The organism is Achromobacter sp. AONIH1, from assembly GCF_002902905.1.
Taxonomy (GTDB): Bacteria; Pseudomonadota; Gammaproteobacteria; order Burkholderiales; family Burkholderiaceae_B; genus Achromobacter.
The window spans coordinates 5,708,861-5,722,435 of sequence record NZ_CP026124.1 but is presented as its reverse complement, the minus strand read 5'-3'; the positions used below and the strand labels follow the sequence as shown (position 1 = coordinate 5,722,435).

Genomic DNA, 13,575 nt, shown 5'->3' with positions numbered 1-13,575 from the left:
GGCGGCGGCCTTCAGCCCGGGCGCACCACCACCACCAGCGGCGGCCTCCAGCACAGCCCCCCCGCACGCCACCGCTGCCACGCAATCGGGATGCCGCGGATCCGGCTCCGCCGGTCCGCAGGCATGCCCCCCTGGGGGGGAAGCGCGCAGCGCTTCGGGGGGGGGGCCACTCCTTCTAGTAGACATTGCGGCCCGTCCATCCGGAGATCGCCGTGCGGGCGATGATCCGCAGGTCCATGCGGAAGGTCCAATGCTGGATGTAGTACAGGTCGTGCTCGACGCGGTCGCTCATCTTGCGCAGCGTGTCGGTCTGGCCCCGGAATCCGTTGACCTGCGCCCAGCCGGTGATGCCGGGCTTGACGCGGTGGCGCATCATGTAGCGCTGCACCAGGTCCTTGTACATCTCGTTGTGCTCCAGCGCGTGCGGCCGGGGGCCGACCACGGACATGTCGCCCAGCAGTACGTTGATGAATTGCGGCAGCTCATCCAGGCTGGTGCGCCGCAGGAAGGCGCCGATGCGGGTCACACGCGCATCGCCCCGGGTGGCCTGCGTGACCACGCCGTGCTCCTGGTGCACCGTCATGGTGCGGAACTTGTAGACGCGGAACACCTTGCCGTCCACGCCCAGGCGGGGCTGGGTGAACAGCACCGGACCGCGCGAGGACAGTTTCACCAGCGCGGCCACGGTCAGCATGACCGGCGACAGGCCGATCAGCGCGCATAGCGCGAACACCCGGTCGAACGCTTCCTTGGCCAGGCCGCGCACGCCGGCGGCCGGCAGGGTGTTGAGCTGGATGGCGGGCAGGCCCAGGAAGTCGCCGATCCGATGGCCCAGCAACTGGATCGACAGCACGTCCGGGATCCAGCGCACGTCCACCAGGTCATTGCGCAGGTGATAGAGCACTTCGCGCAATTCCTGCCCGGCCTCCATCGGCAGCACGATCCAGATCTCGCGCACGCCATGCTCCAGGACGAAGGCGTGCAGTTGGTCCAGGCTGTGCAGGCGTCGCACCTGCGACGGCAGGTTCTCGTGCGGCTCGGCATAGATGCCGGCGACTTCGTAACCGGCCTCGCTATGGCGCCGCACCCGGCGCCACAGGTCGTGCCCCAGCGCGCCGAAGCCGACGATCAGCACGCGCTTTCTGTTCAGGCCGCGATCGCGCGCCGCACCCAGGACGGCGTAGGCGCCGACGCGCGCGCCGACCAGCGCGACGGCGGCCAGCGCGAACCAGGCGCCGGCCCACATGCGCGACAGCGCCGCCGCCTGGTGCATCAGGAAACTGATCAGGATGCCCAGCGCGAACACGGTCGCCCAGGCGGCGACGCAGCGCGCCGCCAGATCGGCCAGGCGCCGGCCGCGCCAGGACTGGTAGAGGCGAAACGCGGGGAAGACGGCGATCACGCCCAGCCCGCACAGGTAGATGAGGAACAGATGGATGGGCGGCGGATCGCCGGTCATGTCCTCGGCGAACTTCAGCTCGGTGGCCGCGAGTCCGCAGGCGATCACGATCCCCGCGTCCAGCAGGCGATAAAGCAAGCTGGCGCCATTGAATCTTGCCGACGCGTCCGATTGGGGCGTGTCCATCGCGCACTCCTCTGTTCTTGGCTGGATGCCAGAAGGAACCGGGAACAGGCCGCTGCGTTGCCGCAAAGCCTGGGGCCACTGGAAAAATCTTATTGACTGGAGGGCGCACTCGAAACCTCCAAACGATGTAGGAGAAGGCTTAGGGCATCCGTCGAATGTGCGGGCCGGAAAAAAGAGAGTGGAATGTCGCAACCCGTTACGCATCGGGCTCTCTTGCTGGCAACGAAGTCATTCACCGTGGAGTCGCCATGACGACAATTTTCGGAACCGTGAGCCGGGCCCTGGCAGCCATCGCGCTCGTGTCCTCGTTGGGCGCTTGCGCCTTGTCCCCCGGCATGACCTTCAAGGCCGGCCACCTCGTCGATCCCAATGATCCGAATTCCGTCTCGGAGGTCCGCGAGCTCACGCCGGCGCTGGTCATGGACGACGTGCGCGCCCGCGACGCGCTGATCGACAACGACGGCGTGGACCGCCTGTACGGCAAGAGCGAGCCGTACCGCATCGGCCCCGGGGACATCCTTTCGATCGTGGTCTGGGACCACCCCGAACTCGTGCTTCCGACGCAAACCTACGCCATCGGCGCGGGGGCGACCGAACTAGCCATTGGGGACACCGCCTCGGGCATTCCGGGCTATGCCGTATCAGCCACTGGATTCATCCAGTTTCCGTACACGGGATTGCTGAAAGTGGCCGGGTTGACGGAGCTTCAGGCGCGCAATCTCATAGTCAATAGTTCGAGCAAGTACATCCAGGATCCGCAGATCACCGTGCGCGTGCTGGGCTACCGGAGCAAGCGTGTCTATGTGGAAGGCGAAGTGAAGACGCCGGGCGCGCTGGCGATCAACGACATTCCCATGACCCTGATGGAAGCGGTCAACCGGGCCGGGGGCATCCTGGCGACGGGCGATCGCAGCGGCGTGTATGTCATCCGCGAAGGCCGCCGCACGCGCATCAATCTGCCGGCTCTGATCGAACGCGGCAAGGACCTGAACCAGGTCCTGCTGAAGGCGGGAGACATCGTGCGGGTGACGCCGCGCGATGACAGCAAGATCTTCGTGATGGGCGAGGTGACCACGCCCACGGTGGCGGTGATGCGGGACGGCCGCATGTCGCTGAACGAGGCGTTGGGACTGGCCGGCGGCCCCAGCCAGTTGAACTCGGATCCGTCGCAGGTGTTTGTCGTGCGCAGCACGGAGGAGGCAAAACCGCTGGTCTTTCACCTGAACGCGGCATCGCCGCAGGCGCTCGCGGTGGCGGAGAAATTCGAGTTGCAGCCCAAAGACGTCGTATTCGTGGATACGGCCGGTCTGGTGCGTTGGAACCGTTTCATCAGCAACCTGTTCCCCAGCGCGCAAACGGTGCAGACCGTCAATTCCATCAAGTAGTCGCCTGACAAACAACGCCTTTGGAGGCGCCGCGACGGCGGCGGCGCCTTCTCCTGGAGAGCTGCATGTCGTTGCCCATCGAGTCCTTTGAACCCACGGCGCCTGCCCGTCAGCAGGAAACCCCGCTGTCCTCGCACGTGGACGCGATCTTCTCCAACCGCTGGATGATCATCGGCATCACGCTGCTGGCCCTGCTGGGCGCGGTGATCTACGTGATGATGACGCCGTCGGTCTACCAGGCCGACATCATCGTCCAGGTGGAGGAGGAGCAGCCCAACGGACAGGCCCGCAGCCTGCTGGGCGATGTGTCCGCGATCTTCGACACCAAGACCGAGACCTCTGGCGAAATGGAGGTGCTGCGTTCGCGCATGGTGGTCGGACCGGCGGTCGACAAGTTCTTGCTGTATATCCACGCCAGGCCGAATTACTTCCCGGTGGTGGGCGCCTGGCTGGCGCAGCGCCACGAGAGCTTTCCCTATCCTGGCGGCCTGCCCCGGGGCGGCTACGCCTGGGGCGGCGAGACCATTTCCGTGTCGCAGCTGGATGTGCCCAATGAATGGCTGGGCAAGCCGCTGCGGGTGACGACGCTGGGCGACGGGCGCTACACGCTGTTCGACAAGATCACCGGCTCGACCTTCACCGGGACTGTGGGCACGCCGCAGCATTTCGTGCTGCCAGGCGGCGGCGCGCTGGACGTGCACATCGACGCGCTCAGCGGCCGTCCGGGCACCGAGTTCACCGTGTCGCGCAGCTCGCGGCTGGCGGCCATCGAGGACGTGCAGGCGCGCATGGGCATCTTCGAGCGCGGTCGCGCCTCGGGCGTGATCGGCGTCACGCTGGAAGGCAACGATCCCGCGCTGACCACCGCCGTGTTGAACGAGATCGGCGCGGAGTACGTGCAGCAGAACGTGAACCGCAAGGCGGCGCAGGCCGAGAAGTCGTTGAGCTTCCTGGAGCAGCAGCTGCCCCAGATGAAGAAGGACCTGGACGCGGCCGAGACCAAGTACAACGCCTTGCGCAACAAGCGCGGCACCATCGACCTGAGCGAGGAAGCCAAGCTGATCCTGGCGCAGTCGGTGGACGCGCAGACCAAGGTGATGGAACTGCGCGCCAAGCGCCAGGACCTGATCACGCGCTTCGCGCCCACTCACCCCAGCATCCTGGCCATCGACCGGCAGATCGCCTCGCTGACCGGCGACGTGAACCGCATCGGCAACAACATCAAGCAGTTGCCCGACCTGGAACAGGACGTGGTGCGGCTGGTGCGCGACGTGCGCGTGAACACCGAGCTGTACACCGCGCTGCTGAACAATACCCAGCAGCTCAAGCTGATTCGCGCCGGCAAGGTCGGCAACGTGCGCATCCTGGACGCGGCGGTGCAGCCGGACAAGCCGGTGCGGCCCAAGGCCGCCATCATCATCCTGGTGGCCAGCGCCATCGGCCTGATCATCGGCCTGCTGTCGGCCCTGGTGCGCAACGCCCTGTTCGGCGGCCTGTCCGAGCCGGAGGAAGTGGAGCGCTATACCGGCCTGCCGGTGCTGGCGGCGATTCCCTACAGCGACATCCAGGACAAGCTCTGGCGCCGCAGCCGCCGCAAGAATGCGACCGTGCCCGCGCTGCTGGCGCAGAGCCAGAGCAACGCGCCGCCCATCGAAAGCCTGCGGGGCTTCCGCAATGTGCTGCAGGCCTCGCTGCGCCAGTCGGCCAACAACATGGTCATGTTCACCGGCCCCGTGGCCGGGGTGGGCAAGTCCTTCCTGTCGGCCAACTTCGCCTTCATCCAGGGCGGCGTGGGCAAGCGGGTGCTGCTGATCGACGCCGACTTCCGCAAGGGCCAGCTCAACCGCTATTTCGGCGTGCCCAAGGAGGACGGCCTGTTCGAGGTGCTGTCCGGCACGATCCCGCTGGAGCAGGTGCGCCGGCACAGCGTGTCCGAGGGCGTGGATTTCATTTCCACCGGCGCCGTCACCTTCGACCCGTCCGAGCTGCTGGCCTCGCCCGTGTTCGGCCAGACGCTGCGCGAGCTGTCCACCCAGTACGACATGGTGGTGCTGGATACCGCGCCGGTGCTGTCCTCGCCGGATGCAGCAGTGGTGGGCAGCCATGCGGCCGCGGTGATGGTGGTGGTGCGGTCCGGCATGAACACGGTGGGCGAGATCCGCGAGACGGCCAAGCGGCTCATCCAGGCCGGCGCGCCGGTGGACGGCGTGCTGTTCAACGGCCTGAAGCTCTTGCCCGAACGCTTCGGCCTGCGGTCCAAATATGGCGGATACCGCTACTCCAGGGCGGCGTACTACGGCGATTTCAAGCAGAACGGTCCCAAGTGACGCCAGCCGGAGGAAACGGACATGCACGGAACTTTTGGCTGGGACGCTCCGAACATCCTTGATTCGGTTTTCAAGGCCTACGACATCCGTGGCACGGTGCCCGAGGAGATCGACGCGCGCTTTGCCCACAGCCTGGGCATGGCGGCGGGCGTGAAGGCGCTGGAGCTGGGCGCGCGCGCGATGGTGGTGGCGCGCGACGGCAGGCTGAGCAGCGTGGAGCTGTCGGCCGCGCTGCAGGCCGGCTTGCGCGCCGCCGGCCTGCATGTGATCGACATCGGCATGGCGACCACGCCCATGCTGTATTTCGCCACGCGGCTGATGGATACCGGCGCGGGCATCGCGGTCACCGGCAGCCACAATCCGCCCAACCACAACGGCTTCAAGCTCGTGCTGGATGGCGCTTCGCTCTACGGGGACGGCATCGCCGCGCTGCGTGACGCCATGCGGCGGCCGATAGAAGGCGCGGCCCATGCCGGCGGGCGCACGCAGATGCAGATGCAGCCCTGCTACGCCGCGCGCGTGATGGGCGACATCCGGCTGACCCGGCCGATGAAGATCGCCGTCGATTGTGGCAACGGCGTGGCCGGCGCGATCGCCCCATCCCTGTTCCGCGCGCTGGGCTGCGAGGTCACCGAGCTGTTCTGCGAGGTGGACGGCGCCTTTCCGGGGCACCATCCGGACCCGGCCGATCCGCAGAACCTGCAGGACTTGATCTATTGCCTGCGCTATTCGGACTGCGAGATCGGCCTGGCCTTCGATGGCGATGGCGACCGCCTGGGCGTGGTCAGCAAATCCGGCCAGATCATCTGGCCGGACCGGCAGCTCATCCTGTTCGCGCGCGATGTGCTGTCGCGCAACCCGGGCGCCGAGATCATCTACGACGTGAAGTGCAGCCGCCATGTGGCCCGCGCCATCACCGAGGCCGGCGGCAAGGCCACCATGTGGAAGACCGGCCATTCGCTGATCAAGGCCAAGATGCGCGAGACCGGCGCGCTGCTGGCCGGCGAGATGAGCGGGCATCTGTTCTTCAAGGAACGCTGGTACGGCTTCGACGACGGGTTGTACGCCGCCGCGCGCCTGCTGGAAATCCTGTCCGCGGCGTCGGATCCCTCGGCCATGCTGGAGGGGTTGCCGCAGTCCTGCGCCACGCCCGAGATCAAGCTGGAGACCGCCGAGGGCGAGCAGTTCGCCCTGGTCGAGGCGCTGCGCGCGCAAGGCGGATTTCCCGGCGCGCAGTCGATCAACGATCTGGACGGCGTGCGGGTGGATTACGTCGACGGCTTCGGCCTGGCGCGGCCGTCCAACACCACGCCGACGGTCGTGCTGCGTTTCGAAGGGGACACGATGGCCGCCCTGGCGCGCATCGAGGAGGACTTCCGCAACGCCTTGCGTCGCGTCGCGCCTCATGTCCGTTTACCGTTCTAAGGAGCACTACGCGATGGATAGGGCTGAATTTGCGAGGGAAGAGGCGCAAGCCGCGGGATTGCTGGACTGCGCCGAATGGCGCGCCTTCGACCATGCGGCGCGTTGCGCGGAACTGGACGCCGGCGCGCTCAAGCTGATCGAGGCGGCGGGCCTGAGCCTGGACTTGTCCATGCAGCGTCAGTCGCCCGCGCTGGAGGCGGCGGGGCTGGCCCTGCTGCGCGCCCGCGGCGTGCCGAGGGCGGTGCAGGCGCTGTTCGCGGGCGAGGCGGTGAACTGGACCGAGGACAAGCCCGCCTGGCACACCGCGTTGCGCGCGGGCCGCACGCGCGAGCAGCCCGACGGCCAGGATGCCGGCTCCGTCTGCGAGTACGCGCGCATGCTGGACTTCGTGCGCGCGCTGGACCAGGAGGCGGACATCGGCGCCGTGCTGCATATCGGCATCGGCGGCAGCGACTGGGGGCCGAGGCTGGCGGTGCAGGCCTTTGGCGGCCCCACGCAGCGGCGTCAGATCCGTTTCGTTTCGAATATCGACGGCCATGCGTTCAACGACGCGGTGACCGGGCTGGACCCGAGGCGCTGCCTGGTGGTGGTGTCGTCCAAGTCCTTCACCACCGCCGAGACCCTGCACAATGCCCGCGCCGCCATCGCCTGGCTGCGGCGCGGCGGCGTGACCGATGTGGCGGCGCATCTGGCGGCGGTCACGGCCAACGCGGCGGCGGCGCGCGCGCTGGGCGTGCCGGCCGAGCGGGTGTTCTCGATGTGCGACTGGGTGGGCGGCCGCTATTCGGTATGGTCGGTGGCGGGCCTGTCCATCGCGCTGACGGTGGGCGCGGAGGTGCTGATCGGCATGCGGGCCGGCGCCGAGGCCATGGACCAGCATTTCCGGCTGGCGCCGCTGGCGTCCAATGCGCCGGCGCAGCTGGCGCTTGCCGGTCTGGTCAATTGCAGCGTGCTGGGCCACAACTCGCTGAACATCGCGGCCTACAGCGCGCGGCTGCTGCACCTGGTGACCTACCTGCAGCAGCTGGAGATGGAATCGCTGGGCAAGCGGGTGGCGGGCGATGGCCAGGCCGTGGGCGTGCCGTCCGCGCCCATCATCTGGGGCATGCCCGGCACCGACGGGCAGCACACCTTCTTCCAGTGGCTGCACCAGAGCGAGAACGGCGCGCCGGTGGATTTCATCGCCAGCCTGCAAGGCTGCCCGGACAACCCGGACGCGCACCGCATGCTGCTGGCCAACTGCCTGGCGCAGCGCCAGGCCCTGCTGCGCGGCAAGAGCCTGGAGCAGGCGCTGCTGGACGTGGCCCATATCGACGACCGCGAGCGCGCGCTGCGTCTGGCGCGGCACATGGTGCATCCCGGCGGGCGTCCTTCCTCGCTGATCGTGCTGCGCAAGCTCGACCCGCGTGGCCTGGGCGCGCTGCTGGCCTTGTACGAGCACAAGGTGTTCGTGCAGAGCGTGGTCTGGGGCATCAATCCCTTCGACCAATGGGGCGTGGAGCTGGGCAAGCGGCTGGCCACCGGCATCGAGCGCGAGCTGGCGGTGCCGGTGTCGGCGGCCGTGGCCGACCGGGGGCACGACGCGTCCACGTCGTATTGGATCGATTGCTACCGGGGCCACGCCCAGGCGCCGCTGCCGCGCCATGCCTGGGTGCCGGGCGTCGCGGCGCATCTGTGAGCGGCGCCAGGGGGCCGGCGCCCAAGGGGACGACCCCTGCCGCATAACCCCTACGCCGTGTCGGGGGGATTCCGCGAAGAGGGCCCCAGCGGTTACAGTTGACGGGAATATTGCAAAGCAGCATCGGCCCGTCGGCCAGTCCGGCGGCCGCTGCTCCGTCAGCGAGGCACTTCATGTTCGACCTTCATTCCCACGCCGGCGCCGCCGGCATTTCCTTGCGGGCGCAGCCATGAGCGGGCCCAGCCACACCACGCCCGCGCACTGGAACCTGGACGGCATCGTGTCCGGCCTGCGCGAGGCGCGCCTGGCCTGGCGCGGTCCGCGCGGCCGCCTGCGCGAGGACGCCGGCCTGCGCGAGTTTCCGTCGCAGGAAAGCCTGCGCCAGATCGTCAAGGATCTGAGCGGCGCGCTCTTCCCCATGCGCCTGGGGCCCATCGATCTGCGCGAGGAAGTGGAAGACTTCTACGTCGGCCACACCATTGGCGCGGCGCTGGACGCGCTGCTGCACCAGGTCTGTCTGGAGCTGCAGTACGCCGGGCGCAATGATCCGGCGCTGCTGGCCGACACGCAGCAGCGCGCCATCGGCATCGTGCGCCAGTTCGGCGCCGAGCTGCCCAAGGTGCGAGAGGCGCTGGACCTGGACGTGACCGCCGCCTATCAGGGCGACCCGGCCGCGCACAGCGCCGACGAGGTGCTGCTGTGCTATCCCGGCGTGACCGCGATGATCCACCATCGCCTGGCCAACGTGCTGTACCGGCTGGGCGTGCCCATGCTGGCGCGCATGGTGGCCGAGATCGCCCATGCCGACACCGGCATCGACATCCATCCGGGCGCCACCATCGGCCGCAGCTTCTTCATCGACCATGGCACCGGCGTGGTGATCGGCGAGACCGCCATCATCGGCGACCGCGTGCGGCTCTACCAGATGGTGACGCTGGGCGCCAAGCGCTTCCCGCCCGGCGAGAACGGCGAACTCAAGAAGGGCCTGCCGCGCCACCCGTTGATCGAGGACGATGTGGTGATATACGCTGGCGCCACGATCCTGGGCCGCATCACCATCGGCAAGGGATCGACCATCGGCGGCAACGTCTGGCTCACGCGCAGCGTGGCGCCCGGCAGCAACGTGACCCAGGCGAGCTTGGTCAGCGACATGCCCGATTGCGGGCTGGGCGGCTGATCGTCGCGCCGGGCGCGTCCGCCGGTCCGCGCATCGGTGATTCTGGGAGCCTGGATGGACACACGCGTTTCGGATCTGGCCGCGCTGCGCGGCTTCGTCGACCGCCACCCGCGGCTGTTCGTGCTGACGGGGGCGGGCGTCAGCACCGATTCCGGCATTCCGGATTATCGCGACACCGAGGGCGAATGGAAGCGCAAGCCGCCCATGACCCTGCAGATGTTCATGGGCGGCGACCTGGCCCGCGCGCGCTATTGGGCGCGCAGCATGATCGGCTGGCGCCGCTTCGGCCGGGTCCTGCCGAATGACTCGCACCGGGCGCTGGCGCGGCTGGAATCGCGCGGCCGGCTCAGCCTGCTGGTGACGCAGAACGTCGATGGGCTGCACGAGGCCGCCGGCAGCCGCGAGGTCGTGGACCTGCACGGCCGGCTGGATCAGGTGCGCTGCATGCAGTGCGACTGGCGCGGCGGGCGGCAGGCCTGGCAGGACGAGCTGGCGGGGCTCAATCCCCATTGGGAGTCGCTGGAGGCCAGCGACGCGCCCGACGGCGACGCCGATCTGGATGGCGTGGATTTCTCCGGCTTCCGCGTTCCACCCTGTCCGCGCTGTGGCGGCGTGATCAAGCCCGATGTGGTCTTTTTTGGCGAGACGGTGCCGCGCGAACGGGTGGACCGCGTCAACGCGGGTCTGATGGCCGCCGACGCGGTGCTCGTCGTGGGGTCTTCATTGATGGTGTATTCGGGCTATCGCTTCGTGGCCGCCGCCGCGCGCAACGGCATGCCGATCGCGGCGATCAATCTGGGCCGCACGCGCGCCGACGCCTTGCTGACCCTGAAGGTGGAACAGCCTTGCGCGCTGGCGCTGGATGCCCTGTGAAAGCGCCCGCCGGCCGCCAGTCAGCGGCCGGTTTTTGAGCGGTTTATACAAGCCCTTGTCCTGCAAGGGTTTTTTTCTGCTGTTACAGAGCTTTCCATAGGGTTGTCCACAGATAGTGGGGATAACTCCTAGGGATAACCCGAGGCGGAGTCCCGGAAAATGGGACTCCGGACGGGGACGGACCCCGCCCGGGCTCAGCTTTCCGAGGCCACGAAATCCTCGCCCATCAGCGCTTTCTGCGCGGCATGCCAGCTGCCCGCGTCGGGCGCGTACAGCAGGCCGCCGCTGCGGTGCGTGGGCTTGTACGGCGAACCGTCGAAGCGCGCGGCATAGCCGCCGGCTTCGCGGTGCAGCAGCCAGCCCGCGGCGTGGTCCCAGGCGGTGAGCTGGTTGTACAGCGCGACATGGCAATGGCCCGCCGCCAGCATGCGGTATTCATGGGCCGCGCAGCGCAGCGAGGCCGTGCTGCCCAATTTCGAAAGATTGCCGTTGACCGTGCTGCGCAGCGGCTCGGGCAGCGCGCCGGTGGAGATCAGGCCGTCCATGTCCTCGGGCGGCGCGGGACTGGCCACGGCCAGCGGCGCCTGCTTGCCGTTCTCGTATTCCATCCATGCGCCTTCGCCGCGCACGGCCAGCGCGCTGTCGCGGCTGACGGGGTCGTAGATTACGCCGGCGATCACGTCGCCGCGATGGCAGGCGGCGATCATCATGCCGAACAGCGGCAGGCCCGCCACGTAATTGCGGGTGCCGTCGATGGGGTCGATCAGGAAGGCCAGGTCGGCGTCGACCAGCATGTTCAACAGCGCGGGGTTGCGGGTCGAGGCTTCCTCGCCGATCAGCACCGCGCCGGGATACAGCTTGGCCAGCCGCGCGCTGATCATGCGCTCGGCGGCCTCGTCGGCATCGGTGACCAGGTCGCGCACGGAGGTCTTGCCGCGCACGGCGCCCTCGGGCAGGTTGCGAAAGCGCGGCATGACCTCGGCCTGGGCCGTATCGGCCAGGATGGACGCCAGCCGGCGCGTTTCTTCGCGGGTGAAAGATCTGCTCATAGTATTCGTCCTAGCAACGCGCAAATCTAGCATGCCGGCAAGGCAATTGATCGTGTCGGGGTAGGGGTTGAATCAAAAGAGCATTTCAGGGACGGCTTGGCGTAGCGCGCCTTCGGATTCATGATGTCGCGCGGAAAGCGCCATCCCGTTGTGCGTGCCCTGACAGGATCAGATGAACAGGACCGTGGGCACGGATGATGGAAAAAAACCAGCATGGTCGGCATGCTGGCGGGGGTGGAGGCGCACGGGCTTCTTCTGCCCTGATCGGGGTATTTATCGCGCCCGCCCACGAAACAGCGCCGTCGGCAAGACGCGCGGGAACCTTCCCCACATGCTTTGCCGACGGCGCTGTCGCGTTCGTAAACGTCCGAAACGCGTAAAGCCATTCGCCCCGAAGCGCCATGCGCTCCAGGGCTTGGCCTTAACCCAGATCCAGGCAGAGGTACTTGATCTCCAGGTATTCCTCGATCCCGTACTTCGAGCCTTCACGGCCCAGGCCGGATTGCTTGACGCCGCCGAACGGGCCGACTTCGTTGGAGATCAGACCCGTGTTGATGCCGACGATGCCGTATTCCAGCGCCTCTGACACGCGCCAGACGCGGGCGTAGTCGCGGGTGAAGAAGTACGCGGCCAGGCCGAAGATGGTGTCGTTGGCCTGTTCGATGACTTCCTGCTCGGTCTCGAAGCGGAACAGTGGCGCGACCGGGCCGAAGGTTTCCTCGGTGGCGAAGCGCATGGACTTGGTCACGTCGCGCACCACGGTGGGCTCGAAGAAGGTGCCGCCCAGCGCGTGGTGCTTGCCGCCGACGATGACCTTGGCGCCGTGCGCGGTGGCGTCGGCGATGTGCTCCTGCACCTTCTCGACGGCGTTGGCGTCGATCAGCGGACCTTGCGTCACGCCCTCGCCGAAGCCGTCGCCGACCTTCATGGCCTGGACCTTGGCGACCAGGCGCTTGGTGACTTCCTCGTACACGCCGGCCTGGATGTAGATGCGGTTGGCGCAGACGCAGGTCTGGCCGGCGTTGCGGAACTTGGAGGCCAGGATGCCGTCCACGGCGCGATCCAGGTCGGCGTCGTCGAACACGATGAAGGGCGCGTTGCCGCCCAGTTCCAGCGACAGCTTCTTGATGGTGGGCGCGCACTGTTCCATCAGCGTGCGGCCGACTTCGGTCGAGCCGGTGAAGCTCAGCTTGCGCACGGCGTCGCTTTCGCACAGGGCCGCGCCGATCTCGCGCGAGCTGCCGGTGACGACGTGGAACACGCCGGCCGGCACGCCGGCTTCCTCGGCCAGCACGGCCAGCGCCAGCGCGGTCAGCGGGGTCTGCTGGGCGGGCTTGAGCACCATGGTGCAGCCGGCGGCCAGCGCCGGGCCGGCCTTGCGCGTGATCATGGCGGCCGGGAAGTTCCACGGCGTGATGGCGGCGGTGACGCCGATGGGCTGCTTGAGCGCCAGCAGGCGCTGGCCGGCCTTGGGGCTTTGCAGCACGTCGCCGTCGATGCGCTTGGCTTCCTCGGCGAACCATTCCAGGAACGAGGCGGCGTAGGCGATTTCGCCGGCGGCCTCGGTCACGGGCTTGCCCTGTTCCGAGGTCATGATGGCGGCCAGGTCCTTCTGGTGCTGCATCATCAGCTGCGACCACTTCAGCAGGATGGCGGCGCGTTCCTTGCCGGTCTTGGCGCTCCAGGCGGGCAGGGCGGCCTCGGCGCTGGCGATGGCGGCCTCGGTTTCCTTGCGGCCGAACTTGGGCACGGACACGATGGTCTTGCCGGTGGACGGGTTGCTCACGGGAATGGACGGGCCATTGCCGGCGCCGACCCACTCGCCGCCGATGTAGCAGGCGTCGCGCAGCAGGTCGGGGCGGGTCAGATTGATTTGGGTCATGTTGTCAGTCTCCTAGAGTGTTTGGGCAGTGTTGGGCTCACCCCCGAAGCGCTGCGCGCTTCCCCCTCAAGGGGGCACGCCTGCGGACCGGCAGAGCCGGATCCGTGGCATCCCGATTTTTGGGGGGCGGCCGTTTCAGGGGGGGGGCGTGGGGGTGGCACGATGGCGCCGTGTAAACGGATATCCGGCCGGGG

The 13,575-nt window shown here is 68.0% G+C and carries 9 protein-coding genes; 6 read left to right on the top strand and 3 right to left on the bottom strand.

Going from position 1 to position 13,575, the window contains the following annotated elements; translation table 11 throughout:
- Positions 1–175: 175 nt before the first annotated feature.
- Positions 176–1,585, bottom strand: coding sequence for an undecaprenyl-phosphate glucose phosphotransferase (locus tag C2U31_RS26065; protein ID WP_103275452.1), 1,410 nt, complete (start codon positions 1,583–1,585; stop codon positions 176–178).
- Between the two features lie 248 nt (positions 1,586–1,833).
- Here C2U31_RS26065 and C2U31_RS26060 point away from each other — a divergent pair, with 248 nt between their 5' ends.
- From C2U31_RS26060 to C2U31_RS26035, 6 genes are all read left to right on the top strand, one after another.
- On the top strand, positions 1,834–2,970 hold the full coding sequence (locus C2U31_RS26060; protein WP_103275451.1) for a polysaccharide biosynthesis/export family protein: 1,137 nt from the start codon (positions 1,834–1,836) through the stop codon (positions 2,968–2,970).
- A gap of 65 nt (positions 2,971–3,035) precedes the next feature.
- Positions 3,036–5,297: a GNVR domain-containing protein gene (locus tag C2U31_RS26055; protein WP_103275450.1), complete on the top strand. Its 2,262-nt coding sequence runs from the start codon at positions 3,036–3,038 to the stop codon at positions 5,295–5,297.
- A gap of 21 nt (positions 5,298–5,318) precedes the next feature.
- Positions 5,319–6,722 (top strand): phosphomannomutase/phosphoglucomutase, encoded by a 1,404-nt coding sequence (locus C2U31_RS26050; protein WP_103275449.1) that lies wholly within the window; start codon positions 5,319–5,321, stop codon positions 6,720–6,722.
- Between the two features lie 13 nt (positions 6,723–6,735).
- Positions 6,736–8,400, top strand: a complete 1,665-nt coding sequence (gene pgi / locus C2U31_RS26045) for a glucose-6-phosphate isomerase (protein ID WP_103275448.1) — start codon at positions 6,736–6,738, stop codon at positions 8,398–8,400.
- 229 nt (positions 8,401–8,629) lie between these two features.
- Positions 8,630–9,577 carry a serine O-acetyltransferase EpsC gene (gene epsC, locus C2U31_RS26040; RefSeq protein ID WP_103275447.1) on the top strand — a complete coding sequence of 316 codons (948 nt, stop codon included), beginning with the start codon at positions 8,630–8,632 and terminating at the stop codon, positions 9,575–9,577.
- 54 nt (positions 9,578–9,631) lie between these two features.
- Positions 9,632–10,450, top strand: a complete 819-nt coding sequence (locus tag C2U31_RS26035; RefSeq protein WP_103275446.1) for an NAD-dependent protein deacetylase — start codon at positions 9,632–9,634, stop codon at positions 10,448–10,450.
- A 194-nt stretch (positions 10,451–10,644) separates the two neighbouring features.
- On the opposite strand, the gene C2U31_RS26030 is transcribed toward C2U31_RS26035, so the two are convergent.
- Both C2U31_RS26030 and C2U31_RS26025 read right to left on the bottom strand, forming a co-directional pair.
- The gene (locus tag C2U31_RS26030; RefSeq protein WP_103275445.1) at positions 10,645–11,499 is read right to left on the bottom strand and encodes an inositol monophosphatase family protein; all 855 of its coding nucleotides are present in this window, start codon (positions 11,497–11,499) and stop codon (positions 10,645–10,647) included.
- A gap of 421 nt (positions 11,500–11,920) precedes the next feature.
- Positions 11,921–13,381 (bottom strand): NAD-dependent succinate-semialdehyde dehydrogenase, encoded by a 1,461-nt coding sequence (locus C2U31_RS26025; RefSeq protein WP_103275444.1) that lies wholly within the window; start codon positions 13,379–13,381, stop codon positions 11,921–11,923.
- Between the last annotated feature and the right edge of the window lie 194 nt (positions 13,382–13,575).

What these genes read in the sequence shown, in the direction of transcription:
- C2U31_RS26065 (WP_103275452.1), bottom strand. Translation starts at nt 1,585, where the DNA reads ATGGACACGCCCCAATCGGACGCGTCGGCAAGATTCAATGGCGCCAGC.
- C2U31_RS26060 (WP_103275451.1), top strand. Translation starts at nt 1,834, where the DNA reads ATGACGACAATTTTCGGAACCGTGAGCCGGGCCCTGGCAGCCATCGCG.
- C2U31_RS26055 (WP_103275450.1), top strand. Translation starts at nt 3,036, where the DNA reads ATGTCGTTGCCCATCGAGTCCTTTGAACCCACGGCGCCTGCCCGTCAG.
- C2U31_RS26050 (WP_103275449.1), top strand. Translation starts at nt 5,319, where the DNA reads ATGCACGGAACTTTTGGCTGGGACGCTCCGAACATCCTTGATTCGGTT.
- pgi (WP_103275448.1), top strand. Translation starts at nt 6,736, where the DNA reads ATGGATAGGGCTGAATTTGCGAGGGAAGAGGCGCAAGCCGCGGGATTG.
- epsC (WP_103275447.1), top strand. Translation starts at nt 8,630, where the DNA reads ATGAGCGGGCCCAGCCACACCACGCCCGCGCACTGGAACCTGGACGGC.
- C2U31_RS26035 (WP_103275446.1), top strand. Translation starts at nt 9,632, where the DNA reads ATGGACACACGCGTTTCGGATCTGGCCGCGCTGCGCGGCTTCGTCGAC.
- C2U31_RS26030 (WP_103275445.1), bottom strand. Translation starts at nt 11,499, where the DNA reads ATGAGCAGATCTTTCACCCGCGAAGAAACGCGCCGGCTGGCGTCCATC.
- C2U31_RS26025 (WP_103275444.1), bottom strand. Translation starts at nt 13,381, where the DNA reads ATGACCCAAATCAATCTGACCCGCCCCGACCTGCTGCGCGACGCCTGC.